12 protein-coding genes are annotated in these 14,506 nt (G+C 68.5%); 4 read left to right on the top strand and 8 right to left on the bottom strand.

The window, feature by feature from the left end:
• Positions 1-70 precede the first annotated feature (70 nt).
• The 5 genes from DPV79_RS31200 to DPV79_RS31180 all read right to left on the bottom strand — a co-directional run bounded on the left by DPV79_RS31200 (position 71) and on the right by DPV79_RS31180 (position 5,658).
• Positions 71-1,297: an alpha/beta fold hydrolase gene (locus DPV79_RS31200; protein ID WP_113047267.1), complete on the bottom strand. Its 1,227-nt coding sequence runs from the start codon at positions 1,295-1,297 to the stop codon at positions 71-73.
• Positions 1,294-1,713 (bottom strand): helix-turn-helix domain-containing protein, encoded by a 420-nt coding sequence (locus DPV79_RS31195; protein ID WP_113047266.1) that lies wholly within the window; start codon positions 1,711-1,713, stop codon positions 1,294-1,296. Before DPV79_RS31195 ends, DPV79_RS31200 begins: the two co-directional genes overlap by 4 nt.
• Before the next feature lie 226 nt (positions 1,714-1,939).
• Positions 1,940-3,244 carry an MFS transporter gene (locus DPV79_RS31190; protein WP_113047265.1) on the bottom strand — a complete coding sequence of 435 codons (1,305 nt, stop codon included), beginning with the start codon at positions 3,242-3,244 and terminating at the stop codon, positions 1,940-1,942.
• Between the two features lie 124 nt (positions 3,245-3,368).
• On the bottom strand, positions 3,369-4,127 hold the full coding sequence (locus tag DPV79_RS31185; protein ID WP_027786749.1) for an SDR family oxidoreductase: 759 nt from the start codon (positions 4,125-4,127) through the stop codon (positions 3,369-3,371).
• Positions 4,128-4,218: 91 nt separating this feature from the next.
• On the bottom strand, positions 4,219-5,658 hold the full coding sequence (locus DPV79_RS31180) for an aldehyde dehydrogenase family protein (RefSeq protein WP_021158433.1): 1,440 nt from the start codon (positions 5,656-5,658) through the stop codon (positions 4,219-4,221).
• A 233-nt stretch (positions 5,659-5,891) separates the two neighbouring features.
• Between DPV79_RS31180 and ppa the strand changes: the two genes are divergently transcribed.
• Positions 5,892-6,419: an inorganic diphosphatase gene (ppa, locus tag DPV79_RS31175; RefSeq protein WP_027786751.1), complete on the top strand. Its 528-nt coding sequence runs from the start codon at positions 5,892-5,894 to the stop codon at positions 6,417-6,419.
• A 56-nt stretch (positions 6,420-6,475) separates the two neighbouring features.
• Here ppa and DPV79_RS31170 read toward each other — a convergent pair whose 3' ends face one another.
• The gene (locus DPV79_RS31170) at positions 6,476-7,360 is read right to left on the bottom strand and encodes a GIY-YIG nuclease family protein (protein WP_113047264.1); all 885 of its coding nucleotides are present in this window, start codon (positions 7,358-7,360) and stop codon (positions 6,476-6,478) included.
• 49 nt (positions 7,361-7,409) lie between these two features.
• Positions 7,410-8,444, bottom strand: coding sequence for a helix-turn-helix transcriptional regulator (locus tag DPV79_RS31165; RefSeq protein ID WP_113047263.1), 1,035 nt, complete (start codon positions 8,442-8,444; stop codon positions 7,410-7,412).
• Positions 8,445-8,594: 150 nt separating this feature from the next.
• Here DPV79_RS31165 and DPV79_RS31160 point away from each other — a divergent pair, with 150 nt between their 5' ends.
• Entirely contained in the window at positions 8,595-10,853 is a 2,259-nt protein-coding gene (locus DPV79_RS31160) for a glycoside hydrolase family 3 C-terminal domain-containing protein (protein ID WP_060218473.1), read from the top strand.
• 95 nt (positions 10,854-10,948) lie between these two features.
• Here the strand turns inward: DPV79_RS31160 and DPV79_RS31155 are convergent, their stop codons facing one another.
• The gene (locus DPV79_RS31155) at positions 10,949-12,127 is read right to left on the bottom strand and encodes a GNAT family N-acetyltransferase (RefSeq protein WP_113047262.1); all 1,179 of its coding nucleotides are present in this window, start codon (positions 12,125-12,127) and stop codon (positions 10,949-10,951) included.
• A gap of 111 nt (positions 12,128-12,238) precedes the next feature.
• Here DPV79_RS31155 and DPV79_RS31150 point away from each other — a divergent pair, with 111 nt between their 5' ends.
• A complete protein-coding gene (locus DPV79_RS31150; RefSeq protein WP_059496626.1) occupies positions 12,239-13,954 on the top strand; it encodes an NAD+ synthase in 1,716 nt (571 codons plus the stop codon).
• Between the two features lie 83 nt (positions 13,955-14,037).
• Complete coding sequence (locus DPV79_RS31145) at positions 14,038-14,376, top strand: P-II family nitrogen regulator (protein ID WP_006398637.1); 339 nt, start codon at positions 14,038-14,040, stop codon at positions 14,374-14,376.
• The last annotated feature ends 130 nt before the right edge of the window (positions 14,377-14,506 follow it).

Here is a 14,506-nt window from a genome sequence, read left to right as displayed (position 1 = left end):
CGCAAGAAAGCCCCGAATGCCGGAAGGCCTTCGGGGCTTTTTTTCGTCCAGGGTGACCTTGGACGACACGTCATGCGCCGAGCTTGCGCAGCAGGTCGTCCTCGCTGGCGACGAACCACACCGATTGCCCGCGATTCGATTCGCGCACGAGTGCGCGGAACGCTTCGCTGCGCGTGAGCCAGCGCTCGATGTCGCCGACCACGCAGAGCCTGACGCCGTAGTTGACGAGCTTCTGCAGGACGGCGCCCGCGAGGCCGCTTTCGAGCCGGTAGAAGTCGTCGTGCAGCGCATCCGCGGGCACCGCGATCCAGTCGGCTTCGTGCTCGTGCGCGAGGGCGACGAGGTCGAGCGCATCGCTTTCCCGCTGCACGACGGGAGCGGAGGGGGCGCGGACCAGCACGCGGCGGCCGGCTGCCTGAACGATTCGGTGGGGCATGTCGATGGTTTCCGTCGACGCGAGAAACGCGAGTACGGTGTCGCGTTGCCCGCGGATGAAGTGGGGCTGCTCGGGAAGAAACAGGATCTGCGCGTGCGGTACGAGACGCGTCAGGCGCTCACGCGTGTCTTGCGAGTCGAGCATCACGTCGCGGCCGCCGACGATCGCCAGCGTGGGCACCGACAGCGTGCGCAGCACGTCGTCGGCGAACACCGGAATCGGTTCGATGCGCGGGCGAAACCCGCGATCGACGGCGTGCATCAGCGCGAGCGTGTCACGTTCGGCCGCCGTCGACGCGGGCGGCAGGCGGCCGAGCACGCGCCGTCGCACGCATGCGCGCCCGGCATCGCCGAGCAGCAACAACGGCAGCGCCCACCACAGAAACCGCTTCTGCCGGCCGATGCCGGACGGGCAGAGCAGCGCGAGCCGCGTCACGCGTGCCGGCCGCCGCAACGAGAAGTCGAGCGCCGTTCGCGCCCCGAGCGAGATGCCGACGAACGCGGCACGTGACACCTGCAGGCCGTCCAGCACGTCGTCGAGCCACTGCGCATGCGCGTCGCCCGCAAGCGGCAGTCGCGACGGCGCGCTCGGTCCTGCTTCGCCGATCACGTCGATCGCATGGAGCCGGAAGTGTGTCGACCATTGCGCCGCGTAATGCTGCCAGCTCGCCGCCGTCGTCTGCGCGCCGTGGATCAGCACGACCGGCGGCGCGTGCTCGGGGCCGCAGGTGATCACGTGCGTCGCGCCATGGCGCGTCTGCACGGTGACGCGCCGATGCCCGGCCGGCCAGTGCGACAGCGCGGTGTCATAAGCCGCGCGAATGGCGCGTGCATGGCGCGGCGACCTGAAGATCGCGCTCATGTCCCGCTTTGCTGCAGCAAAGCCTCGAGCGACGACATCAGCACGGCCGTGTCGGCCGGCGTCGCGGCGACGATGATCTTGACCTGGCTCGCGGCGGGATCGAACGTGACGTCGATCCGCACGGGGTCGACGTACGACGTGCGGCCGGACGCCATCGCATGCAGCGATCGCGACAGGTACTGGTGCAGCGACTGCGACGCGTCCGGAATGTCGACGATGCTGGTGACGCGCACCGCACGCGGCACGGGCGCGGGCGCGGCCGGCTCGGTTTGCGCGAACGCGGCGAGGTCGGTGTCGAGGATGCGGTAGGCGCGGCCGACCCGCGTCGCACGCAGCTTGCCCTCGCGGATGAAGCGCAGGACGGTCTTCGGGTGGAGGCGCAGGCGGGCGGCGGACTCGTCGACGGTATGGAACATGATCGGCTCGTGATGCTCAATATATTCCCTATTGTTCCATGAAATAAGGATCAACAGGGAGTATTGCGGGAATCATGGCATCAGAGCTGGCGGGATACCGAGCCGGCATCGTCCGGTCGGCACGCAGGTGGAAGCAGAAACGCCCCGCTGGCCGGAGCGGTTCTGGCCAGCGGGGCGTTTCCGGGGCGGATCGTCCGCCGGCAGGGAGGCGCCGATGCGCCCCGCGTCATTTGTCGACCAGCCACTTCGGCACCGACAGCGCGAGCAGCCCGCCGAGCACGAGGAACCCGGCGAGCATGTACATGCCCGAATCGTTGGCGCCCGTCGCCTGCTTGAGCCAGCCCATCAGGTACGGGCTCAGGAAGCCGGCGAGGTTGCCGATCGAGTTGATCATCGCGATGCCGGCCGCCGCCGCCGTGCCGCCGAGGAACGCGGTCGGCAGGCTCCAGAACAGCGGCAGCGTGGTCAGGATGCCGATCGTCGCGAGCGTGAGGCCGAGCATCGCGAGCGCGGTCTGGTGTGCCCAGACCACCGACAGCACGAGCCCGAGCGCGCCGATCGCGGCCGGAATCGCGACGTGCCAGCGGCGTTCGCGGTGCCGGTCCGCGCTGCGCGCGATCAGGATCATCGCGACCACCGCGGCCGCATACGGAATCGCCGACAGCAGGCCGATCATGAACGTGTCGGTCACGCCAGTGGCCTTGATGATCGTCGGCAGCCAGAAGCCGACGCCGTAGAGCCCCATCACGAACGAGAAATAGATCATCGCCATCAGCCACACACGCGGGCTCGACATCACGGTGCCGAGCGGCAGGTCTTCCTTGGTCGCTTCCTCCGCGTCGACGTTGCGGGTGAGCAGCGCCTTTTCCTCGTCGGTCAGCCACTTCGCCTTCGAGATCCGCTCGTCGAGCGAGAAGAACACGAGCACGCCGGCGAGCACCGACGGGATGCCTTCGAGCAGGAACAGCCATTGCCAGCCGTGCCAGCCGCTCACGCCGTCGAACGCCTTCAGGATGAAGCCCGAGATCGGCCCGCCGATCACGCCGGACAACGCGACCGCCGTCATGAAGAACGTCGTCATCCGGCCGCGACGATGCGCGGGATACCAGTAGGTGAGGTAGAGGATCACGCCGGGGAAGAAGCCGGCCTCGGCGACGCCGAGCAGGAAGCGCATCACGTAGAACATCGCGGGTGTCGTGACGAACATCGTCAGGATCGAGATCACGCCCCACGTCGCCATGATGCGGGCGATCCACACGCGCGCGCCGACCTTGTGCAGGATGATGTTGCTCGGCACTTCGAAGAGGAAATAACCGAAGAAGAAGATCCCGGCGCCGAGCCCGTAGACGGTGTCGCTGAGATTCAGGTCGCTCGCCATCTGCAGCTTCGCGAAGCCGACGTTCACGCGGTCGAGATACGCGACCACGTAGCACAGCAGCAGGAGCGGCACGAGCCGCCACGACACCTTGCGATAGGTTGCTTCCTCGAATGCGCCGGACGAGCCCGGCAGCGACTGCGTCGATGTTGCCATGTTGTCTCCTGTCCTTGTCATTGGCCGGAGAAGGCGTAGCGGTGCCTGTCCGGAGTCGTGCGAAGCCATGCGCGTGTGCCGCGGCGATTGCCGGCCGCGGCACGCTGCGGCAAGGGGGATACGGCTAGATGCAGCGCCCGCCGTCGACTTCGAGACAGACGCCCGTGATGAACTCGGCCTCGTCGGATGCCAGGTACAGCGCCGCGTTCGCGATGTCCTGCGGCGTCGAGAAGCGGCCGAGCGGGATCGTCGCGAGGAAGCGGCTGCGGTTCTCGGGGGTATCCTCGCAGCCCATGAATTCCGTCATCAACGCGGTTTCGCCGAGCACGGGGTTGATGCAGTTCACGCGGATGCGGTCGGCGCCGAGTTCGGCCGCTAGCGACTTGCTCGCGGTGATCATCGCGCCCTTCGTGCTGTTGTACCAGACGAGGCCCGGCCGCGGCCGCACGCCGGCCGTCGACGCGACGTTCACGAACACGCCGCCGCCCCGCTCGCGGAAGTACGGAACGAAGGTCTGCACGCACCAGAACAGGCTTTTCATGTTGACCGCGTACACGCGGTCGAATTCGGCTTCCGACACGTCGAGCACCGGCTTGTTGCGGTGCGTGGTGCCCGCGTTGTTCACGACGATCTGCACCGCGTGGAAATCGTCGAGCGTCGCCTGCAGCAGCGCGTGCCAGTCGTCCTGCCGCGACACGTCGCCGGCCACCGCGATTGCCTTGCCGCCCGCGAGCGCGATCTCGCTCGCGACACGCTCGGCCGCCGCGCCGTTCAGGTCGTTGACGACGACGTTCGCGCCTTCGCGCGCATACGTCTTCGCGATGCCTTCGCCGAACCCCGAGCCGCCGCCCGTGACGATTGCCGTCTTGCCGCTCAACCGCATGGTGTGTCTCCTGTGCTGGATCTAGTGTCGTCGTGCTTCGGCATGCGGCCGCGTGCTGCCGGCCGCATGCCGCGTCCTGCTTGCCGCGTGTTCAGCCGTGCCGGATCGCGATCGTTTTCAGCGCGGTGAAGCCGTACAGTGCCTCGAAGCCTTTCTCGCGGCCATGCCCCGAATGGCCGACACCGCCGAACGGCAGCTCGACGCCGCCGCCCGCGCCATAGTTGTTGATGAACACCTGGCCCGCCCGCAGGCGCCGCGCGATACGCATCTGGCGTGCGCCGTCGCGCGTCCAGATGCCCGCGACGAGGCCGTACGGCGTGCCGTTCGCCAGCGCGACGGCTTCGTCTTCGTCGACGAAACGCATCGCGGCGAGCACGGGGCCGAACACTTCCTCCTGCGCGAGCCGGTGCGACGGCGGCACGTCGCGCAACAGCGCGGGTGCCTGGTAGAAGCCGCTTTCGGGTGCCTCGGCGACGACCTGCCCATGCGCGGCCATCGGAATGCCGTCGTGCTGCGCGTCGGACAGGAAATCCCACACGCGCTGCTGCTGCTTCGCGTTGATCAGCGGGCCGCAGTCGAGGTCGGCGCGGCTCGGGCCGACGCGCAGCCCGTTGAACGCGGTGGCGAGCCGCTCGACGAGCGGCTCGTACACCGCGCGCTCGATCAGCACGCGGCTGCCGGCCGAGCAGGTCTGCCCGCCGTTCTGCACGATCGCCGACACGAGCACGGGCAGCGCCGCGTCGAGGTCGGCATCGGCGAACACGATCTGCGGCGACTTGCCGCCGAGTTCGAGCGTGACGGGTACGTGGTTCTCGGCCGCCATCTGCGTGACCAGCTTGCCGGTAGCGGGGGAGCCCGTGAACGAGATGTGGTCGATGCCGGGATGGCGCGCGAGCGCGGCGCCGGCCTCATGGCCGTAGCCGGTGACGATGTTGAGCGCGCCGGCCGGCAGCCCGGCCTCGGCGGCCAGCTCGGCCACGCGCAGCAACGACAGGCATGCATCCTCGGCCGGCTTGACGACGCATGCGTTGCCGGCCGCGAGCGCGGCGCCGACGCTGCGCCCGAAAATCTGCATCGGGTAGTTCCACGGCACGATGTGGCCCGTGACGCCGTGCGGCTCGCGCACCGTCAGCACGGTGTAGCCGGCTTGGTAGGGAAGGGTTTCGCCGTGCAGCTTGTCGGCCGCGCCCGCGTAGAACTCGAAGTAGCGCGCGAGCGCGGCGGCATCCGCGCGTGCCTGCTTGAGCGGCTTGCCGGTGTCGCGTGCCTCGATCGTGGCGAGTTCCTCGAGGGAATCGGCCACGCGCGCCGACAGCCGCATCAGCACGCGGCCGCGCTCGGCGGCGCTTTTGGCGCCCCATGGGCCCGCGAACGCGTCGCGGGCCGCGGCGACCGCGCGCTCGATGTCGGGCGCCGTGCCGCGGGCAATGGCTGCGAACGGCTGGCCGTCGGACGGATCGACGACCGCGATGGTTTCCAGTTGCGCAGGCAACGTCCATTCGCCTGCGATGAAGTGCTTCGCCTCTTCCATGCGTGCTCCTGTCTTCGCGTCGACCGCCGACGGTGCTCTGGCGCCGACGCCGGTTCCATGCAACGCGGCCGGTGGTTCGACGGCCGGACATCGGGAACGATTATCGCGCCGATCGTCATCCGGACGCCACCGGTCGATTGGCTATAATGGCGCATTCCGTTGGGGGACGCCTGCGGCGATGCATCGGTCGCGGCGCCCTGTCCCGAATTCCCATCGACCTACAGAGAGTGCTCATGAGCTTCAACCATGTTCCGGCCGGCAAGGACCTGCCGCAAGATTTCAACGTGATCATCGAGATTCCCGCGCAAAGCGACCCGGTGAAGTACGAGGCGGACAAGGAACTGGGCCTCCTCGTCGTCGACCGTTTCATCGGCACGGGCATGCGTTATCCGGTGAACTACGGCTACATCCCGCAGACGCTGTCGGGCGACGGCGATCCGGTCGACGTGCTGGTGATCACGCCGTTCCCGCTGCTGGCCGGCTCGATCGTGCGTTCGCGCGTGCTCGGCATGCTGCAGATGACCGACGAGTCGGGCGTCGACGCGAAGCTGGTCGCGGTGCCGCACGACAAGGTCTGCCCGATGACGGCCAACCTGAAGTCGATCGACGACGTGCCCGAGTACCTGAAGGACCAGATCAAGCACTTCTTCGAGCAATACAAGGCGCTCGAGAAGGGCAAGTGGGTGAAGGTCGAAGGCTGGGCCGGCATCGAAGCCGCGCACAAGGAAATCGCCGACGGCGCAGCGAACTACAAGAAGTAAGCCGTCTGGCCGGCCTCTCGGCCGGTTCGTTCGGAACGCAAACCGCGCGTGTCTCGTCAGGAGGCCGCGCGGTTTTGTTTTGTGCGCGGGCCGGCGCCCGGGGTGGCCTTCTTTCGGGGGCGCGCGGGGGCCGGCGCAGGCAGGGCGGTGGCGTTCGATGCGCTTCTCGCACGATTCGCGCGTGTGGCGCGGCGGATGGCGGTGACGGGATTCGCCGGGGTTTCGACCGTGTCGGTGGTGGTCCTTGTTGCCGATGCACGGCTGCGCGCCGGCGCGGAAGCAACGTCGGTGCGTGGTTTTGCCACGGACTTGCCGCCGGCTGCCGGCGCTTTCTGCTTCGATGTGGCTTTCGTGGCTTTCGTGGCCGACTTGCCGCGAGGCGAGCCCTTTTTCAGTTCGGCCGCGTCGTCGGTCTTTGCACGCTTCGTGGCGGGCGTGGCCTTGGTCGTCTTGGGCGCCTGCGTGGCTTGTCCGCGCTTCACGGTTTTTGCGGGCGTGGACGCGTTCCCGTCATTCCCGGCTTTCGCGGCTTTCTTGACGGGCTTGTCCGTTTCAGCGGTCTGCGTCGCGATGTCGGCCGACTGCGCCTTTGCCTTCTTCCGCCCGCGCTTACCGGCCTTCAGTTCGGCCTTCAACCCGGCCGCATCGACGTTCCCGTCGATCGACATCCCGGCCGGCAACATCGACTCGAGCGTCCGGATCCCGGCCGCCAGTTCGCGTTTCTGCGCGGCCGTGAGCCGCTTCACCCAGTACTCGGCACGCGATGCGATCGACCGGTCGGGCAGCGGGAACGACGCGAGCACCGCGCGCGGCTTGCGCGAGCGCGTGTAGCGCGCGCCCTTGCCGGACGCGTGCTCGTCGAAGCGCGCGGCGACATCGGTCGTGATGCCCGTGTAGACGCTGTCGTCGGCGCATTCGATCAGGTACAGAAACCAGGACATGGCAGGGCGGCGGGATGCGAAGCCGCCAGTGTCTCAGAAAAGGCGCGCGTCAACGCCATCGATCACCGTGCCCGTCGCGAAAACGGCTCGGTGCCGCGCCGAGTTCGCGCGTGAAGAAGCGCGTGAACGCGCTCGTCGAACGGAAGCCGACGCGCACGCCGATCTCGCCGATCGGCAGTTGCGTATTCAGCAGCAGGTCGCGCGCCTCGCCGAGCCGCGCCTGCGCGACGAGCGCATGAAAGCCGACCGCCTCGCGATGCAGCCGCCGGCGCAGCGTCCAGCGCGACATCGCGAAGCGCGTGCACACGTGCTGCATCAGTGTGTCGGTCGGTACATCGGCTTCGTCGGCGGTACGCAGCCAGTCGCGCACGCATTGCTCGACCGACGAGCCGAATGTCGAGCGCACGCGTACACGCTCGCGCGCGGCGTCGGCCGCATGACGCTGGATGCCGGCGAGCGGCGCGTTGTAGCGTTCGAACGGCGTGTCGAAGTGCGCGGAACGCAGCACGATGCGGTTGTGCGCGGCATCGAACGACACCGGTGCGCCGAGCATGTCGCGCAGCGCGGCGGTGGGTGCGAACGCGCGGCCGGCGAAGGCGGCTTCGTCGACGCGCACGTGCGGATCGTACAGGCGGGCGAGCGCGGCGAGGATCGCGAGGTTCGCGAACGCGCTGCCCGCGTGCCGGCCGTCGCCTTCGTTCACGTATTCGAGCGCGATCGCGTCGCCGTTCTCGTGCGCGAACACCCAGTCGACGTTGCCGATCAGCTCGCGATAGCGCAGGTAGTCGTGCAGCGCGTCGCGCAGCGTCGCCGCGTTGCACGTGATGCCCGCGAGCTCCGGAAACGGGACGAGCCACGGCATGACCTGCGGCGGCGGCCGATGCCACGACAGCGGCCATTCGTTCGTGAGCCGCATCGCGGCGACGTGCCGGTCGCCCGCGATGCGGCGCGTGTCGTCGGCGAGTTCGGCCGGGCCGATGCCGAGCGTGTCATACAACGGCGCGAGATCGATGCCGTTCGCGCGCGCGTCTTCGCACAGCCAGCGGTAGATCCGCACGGATACCGACTTCTGTTGCAACTCCATGTCTGTCCCCCTTCGTCATGCCGTTCGGGTTTGTCCCCGCTGCGAGAGGTCAACGCATGCTCCTGCCGGTCAAGCGTGGTGACCGGTCGATTTTTAGACTCGGACGCTGGAGTGTGGCGACAAGTACAACAGATCGATTCAGGAGGATCAATGAAAACTTCGCTGTTCCGGTGTTCGACGATTGCGTCCGCGTGCGCGCTCACGGTGCTGCTCGCGTCGTGCGGCGGCGACGACATCCACGCGGGGCCGGCCGCGCCGGCCGACCCCGATGCCGCAGCCGACCAGCGCGCGGCCGCGCTCGTCGCGCAACTGACGACCGACGAAAAGCTGCAGCTCGTGCATGGCACCGGCATGCCGGCGCTCAGCCTGGGCGGCCCGTTTCCGGCCGACGCGCTGAACGGCGCGAGCTACATCCCGGGCGTGCCGCGGCTCGGCATTCCGGCCGTGAGCAGTGCCGATTCGGCGGGCGGCGTGAACGTGAAGAACGCGCGCGTGACCGCGCTGCCCGCGCCGGTCGCGCTCGCGGCGACGTGGGACCCGGCGCTCGCCGGCACCTACGGCACGCGCATCGCGCTCGAACTGCGTGCGCTCGGGTTCGCGGAAGGGCTCGGCGGCGGCGTGAACCTTGCGCGCGAGCCGCGCAACGGCCGCACGTTCGAATACATGGGCGAGGATCCGGTGCTCGCGGGCACGCTGAGCGCCGCGCGCACGCAGGCGACGCAGGCGCAGAAGGTGATCGCGACGATCAAGCATTTCGCGTTCAACGACCAGGAAACCAACCGGATGACGATCGATTCGGTCGTCGACGAGCGAACCATGCGCGAGGCCGAACTGCTCGCGTTCGAGATCGGCGTGAAGGACGGCCAGCCGGGCAACGTGATGTGCTCGTACAACAAGCTGAACGGCGTGTATGCGTGCGAGAACCCGTATCTGCTGACCACGGTGCTGAAGAACGAATGGGGCTTCAAGGGCGTCGTGCAGTCCGACTGGGGCGCGACGCATTCGACGGTCGCGGCCGTGCAGGCGGGGCTCGACGAGGAGGAGCCGGGCGCGGCGGACGACAACAACGCGCCGCTCGGCTCGTTCTTCAACACGAAGCTGCGTGCGGCGCTGCAGGCCGGCAGCGTGTCGGCCGCGCGGCTGAACGACATGGTGCAGCGCAAGCTGCGCACGCTGATCCGCATCGGCGTGATGGATGCACCGCCGAAGCCGGGCGGCGCGATCGACGAAGCGGCCGGCAACGCCGATGCGCTCGCGATCGCGCGGCAATCCGCGGTGCTGCTGAAGAACGCGGCCGCGCCCGGCGATGCGCAGCCCGTGCTGCCGCTGGCGGCCGGCGCGCTGAAGTCGGTCGTCGTGATCGGCGGGCATGCGGACGCGGGCGTGCTGTCGGGCGGCGGCTCTGGCGCGGTGCCGGCGATCGACGGCAATGCGGTGACGACCTGCCAGCAACCCGCCGACACGCTGTTCGGCGGCTGTGCGACGTGGTACAAGTCCGCGCCGCTCGCGGCGATTCGCGCGAAGGCGCCGAACGCGGCGGTCAGCTACCTCGACGGAACCGACGCGAATGCCGCGGCGAGCGCGGCCGCGCAGGCCGATGTCGCGATCGTGTTCGCAACGCAGTGGCAGACGGAAGGGCTCGACCTCGCGAGCCTGTCGCTGCCCGATGCGAAGGCCGATCCGTACAACCAGCAATACGACCAGAACGCGCTGATTGCGGCGGTCGCGGCGAAGGCGAAGCGCGTGATCGTCGTGCTCGAGAACGGCAGCCCCGTGCTGATGCCGTGGCTCGCGAACGTGCATGGCGTGCTCGAAGCGTGGTATCCCGGCGCGCAGGGCGGCCAGGCGATCGCCGATCTGCTGTTCGGCGATGCGAACCCGTCGGGCCGGCTGCCGCTGACGTTCCCGAAGCAGGAGGCCGACCTGCCGCAGCCGGCGATCGATCCGTCGCGCACGCAGACCGTCTACGCGGAAGGGCTCGCGTACGGCTATCGCTGGTTCGACGCGAAGGCGATCGAGCCGCTGTTCCCGTTCGGCTACGGGCTGTCGTACACGACGTATGCGTTGTCGGCGCTGTCCGCGCGGGCCGATGCGGCAGGCAACGTGACGGTCGGCGTGACGGTGACGAACACCGGCGCGCGGGCCGGTGCGCAGACGGTGCAGATCTACGCGGCACTGCCCGCGTCGCTCGGTGAACCGCCGAAGCGCCTCGTCGGCTGGACCAAGGTCGCGCTGCAGCCGGGCGAGGCGCGTACCGTCAGCGTTGCGGTGCCGGCGCAGCGCTTCGCGGTGTGGGATGCGAATGCGCATGCGTGGCGGATCGCCGCGGGCAGCTACGGGCTGTCGGCGGCGGCTTCGTCGCGTGACCCGCAGGCGCAGTCGACGACGGTGACGCTCGCCGCGCACTGAGCCGGGCGGCCACGCGGCACGCGGCGAGGCCGGTCGTGGTCTCGTCGCGTGCCGGCACGTACTGCCACGTTCCGGCGGCTTCCGGCGCGCAGCCGTTACCCGCCACCGCGCCGGAACGGATCGTGTTCGCGCAATTCGTCGACGTACGCGTGGATGTGCTCGGTCTCGCGTTCGAGAAAGCGCGCGACGGCGTCCGAGAATGCCGGGTGCGCGAGCCAGTGCGCGGAGTGCGTGACGGTCGGCAGGAAGCCGCGCGCGAGCTTGTGTTCGCCCTGCGCGCCGCCTTCGAACGTGTCGAGCCCGGCCTCGATGCAGAACTCGAGCAGCTGGTAGTAGGCCGTTTCGAAATGCAGGCACGGCACGTGCTCGACCGCGCCCCAGTAGCGGCCGTACAGCGTGCCGCCGCCGTTCTCGCCGCGCCGGTAGACGGCGAGTGCGCTCGCGATCGGCTGGCCGCCGGCTTCCGCGATCACGAGCAGCAGGTTCTCGGGCATCGTCGCACCGATCGTGCGGAAGAAGTCGAGGTTCAGGTACGGGCTCGAATAGTGTTCGCGATAGGTCTGCCGGTAGCAGCGCGAGAAGAAGCGCCAGTCGGCGTCGGTGATCCGGTCGCCGGTCAGCCGCCGGAACGTCACGCCCGCCTCGTGCACCTTGCGCCGCTCCGCGCGGATGTTCTTGCGCCTCTTCTGCTCGAGCGTGCCGAGGAAATCGTCGAAGTGGCGGTAGCCGTCGTTGATCCAGTGGAACTGCACGCCTTCGCGCAGCATCATGCCCATCGATTCGAGGAGCGCCGCTTCGTCGCCGGTCGGGAACAGCACGTGCAGCGACGACACGTCGCTCTGCTCGGCGAATGCGAGCAGCGTGGCCGCGAGCCGGCGGCGCGCATCGTCGTCGGCCGCGAGCAGGCGCGTGCCCTGGACGGGCGTGAACGGCACCGCGCACAGCAGCTTCGGGTAGTAGGGCAGGTCGTTGCGCTGGTACGCATCGGCCCAGGCCCAGTCGAACACGTATTCGCCGTACGAATGCTGCTTCGCGTAGACGGGCGCGGCGGCCGCGAGGCGCCCGGTGCGCTCGTCGGTCAGCGTGACGAAATGCGGCGACCAGCCGGTGTCGTCGACCGCGCAGCGCGCGACGTGCAGCGCGTCGAGGAATTCGTGGCGCAGGAAGGGCGTCGGCTGCGCGTCGCGGGCGAGCAGCGCGTTCCATTCGTCGGCCGGCACCTCCGCGGGGGACGACAGGATGCCCGTGCGATAATCGATGCGTTCGTGTTTCAAGCGTGAATCCGTACCATTCTGTGTCGCCGGATGCGAGGGCCTGCGCGGGCCCGCACCGGGACGATTTCGTCAGCCGTTCAGGGCGCGCCGCCGGGCTGCGCCGATCCCGCCATGAAGACCCGACTCGCTCTCGCCCAGATCAACGTCACCGTTGGCGATTTCGCCGGCAACGTCGCGCGGATCGTCGCGGCCGCGCGCGCCGCGCACAACGATGGTGCGCAGCTGATGATCGCACCCGAACTTGCGCTGTCCGGCTATCCGCCGGAAGACCTGCTGCTGCGTCCGGCGTTCTACGCGGCGGCAGCGGCCGCGCTCGACGCGCTCGCCGGCGCCTTGAAGGCGTTCGACGGGCTCGCGGTGCTGGTCGGCCATCCGTTGCGCGGCGCGGGCGCGCCGTGCGGCGATCCGCATGCGCCAGCCGTCGATGGTAATGCAAACCGCCCGATCGAGCGCGGTGTGCCGCCCACCGATACCTACAACGCGGTATCGCTGATCGTCGGCGGCGAAATCGTCGGCACCTACCGCAAGCAGGACCTCCCCAACACCGAGGTGTTCGACGAGAAGCGCTACTTCGCGACGGACGCCGAGCCGCTCGTGTTCGAGCTGAACGGCGTGAAGTACGGCGTGATCATCTGCGAGGATGCGTGGCATGCATCGGCCGCGCAGATCGCCAAGGCGGCCGGCGCGCAGGTGCTGCTGATCCCGAACGGCTCGCCGTACCACATGAACAAGGAAGCGGTGCGCGTCGACATCCTGCGCGCGCGGATTCGCGAAACCGGGCTGCCGATGGTGTACGTGAACCTCGTCGGCGGCCAGGACGAACTCGTATTCGACGGCGGTTCGTTCGTGCTCGACGCGCAGGGCGCGCTCGTCGCGAGGATGCCGCAGTTCGACGAAGGGCACGCGATCGTCGAATTCGACGGCGCGCGGCCGCTGCCCGGCGCGATCGCGCCCGAGCTGTCGACCGACGCGCAGGTGTACCGCGCGCTCGTGACCGGCGTGCGCGATTACATCGGCAAGAACGGCTTTCCGGGCGTGCTGATCGGGCTGTCGGGCGGTGTCGATTCGGCGCTGGTGCTCGCGGTCGCATGCGATGCGCTCGGGCCCGGGCGCGTGCGCGCGGTGATGATGCCGTCGCGCTTCACGGCCGACATCTCGACCACCGACGCGGCGGAGATGGCGCGGCGCGTCGGCGTGCGCTACGACGAGATCGCGATCGCGCCGATGTTCGATGCATTTCGCGCGGCGCTCGCGGGCGAGTTCGCGGGCCGCGCGGAAGACGCGACGGAAGAGAACATCCAGGCGCGTATCCGCGGCACGCTGCTGATGGCGCTGTCGAACAAGTTCGGCTCGATCGTGCTGACGACCGGCAACAAGAGCGAGATGGCGGTCGGCTACTGCACGCTGTACGGCGACATGGCCGGCGGCTTCGCGGTGATCAAGGACATCGCGAAGACGCTCGTGTACCGGCTCTGCCGTTATCGCAACGAAACGGCCGACTATGCCCTGCGCGACGTGATCCCCGAGCGGATCCTCACGCGTGCGCCGTCGGCCGAGCTGCGCGAGAACCAGACCGACCAGGACAGCCTGCCGCCTTACGACGTACTCGACGCGATCATGCGGATGTACATGGAAGAAGATCGGCCGCTCGCCGAGATCGTCGCGGCCGGTTATGCGCAGGCGGACGTCGAACGCGTGACGCGGCTCATCAAGATCAACGAATACAAGCGCCGCCAGGCGCCGATCGGCATTCGCGTCACGCATCGCGCATTCGGGCGCGACTGGCGCTACCCGATCACGTCACGTTTTACCGAACGCCTCGACTGAGCCGTGCTGGGCCGCATGCGGCTCGCAGGCTTACAATCGGGGTCGCGATTTTTCATCCAAACGAGCATTGGGGGACAACCACCATGAAACGCATCACTGCCATCATCAAGCCGTTCAAGCTGGACGAAGTCCGCGAAGCGCTCGCCGAAGTGGGTCTCACGGGCCTGACCGTGACGGAAGTGAAGGGCTTCGGCCGCCAGAAGGGGCATACCGAGCTGTATCGCGGCGCGGAATACGTCGTCGACTTCCTGCCGAAGATGAAGATCGAGGTCGTCGTCGCGGAAGCGCAGGTCGACCAGGTGATCGACGCCGTGATCGGCGCGGCGCGCACCGGCAAGATCGGCGACGGCAAGATCTTCGTGTCGGATGTCGAGCGCGTGATCCGCATCCGCACCGGCGAAGAGAACGAAGCGGCCGTCTGAGCGCCGTATTCGTCAGCGGGCCGTTTCAGGCCCCGCCAATAAAAAACGGTGCGATACCCGATTGGGTACCGCACCGATACGCGCCTCTCGCAGCAGCGTGGAAAGTGTTGTCGAATCGTTCTTTGACGGC

This window comes from Burkholderia reimsis (genome assembly GCF_003294055.1).
In the GTDB taxonomy this organism is placed as follows: Bacteria; Pseudomonadota; Gammaproteobacteria; order Burkholderiales; family Burkholderiaceae; genus Burkholderia; species Burkholderia cepacia.
Note: the sequence above shows the minus strand (reverse complement) of the source record. Positions and strands in the feature narration are given on the sequence as shown.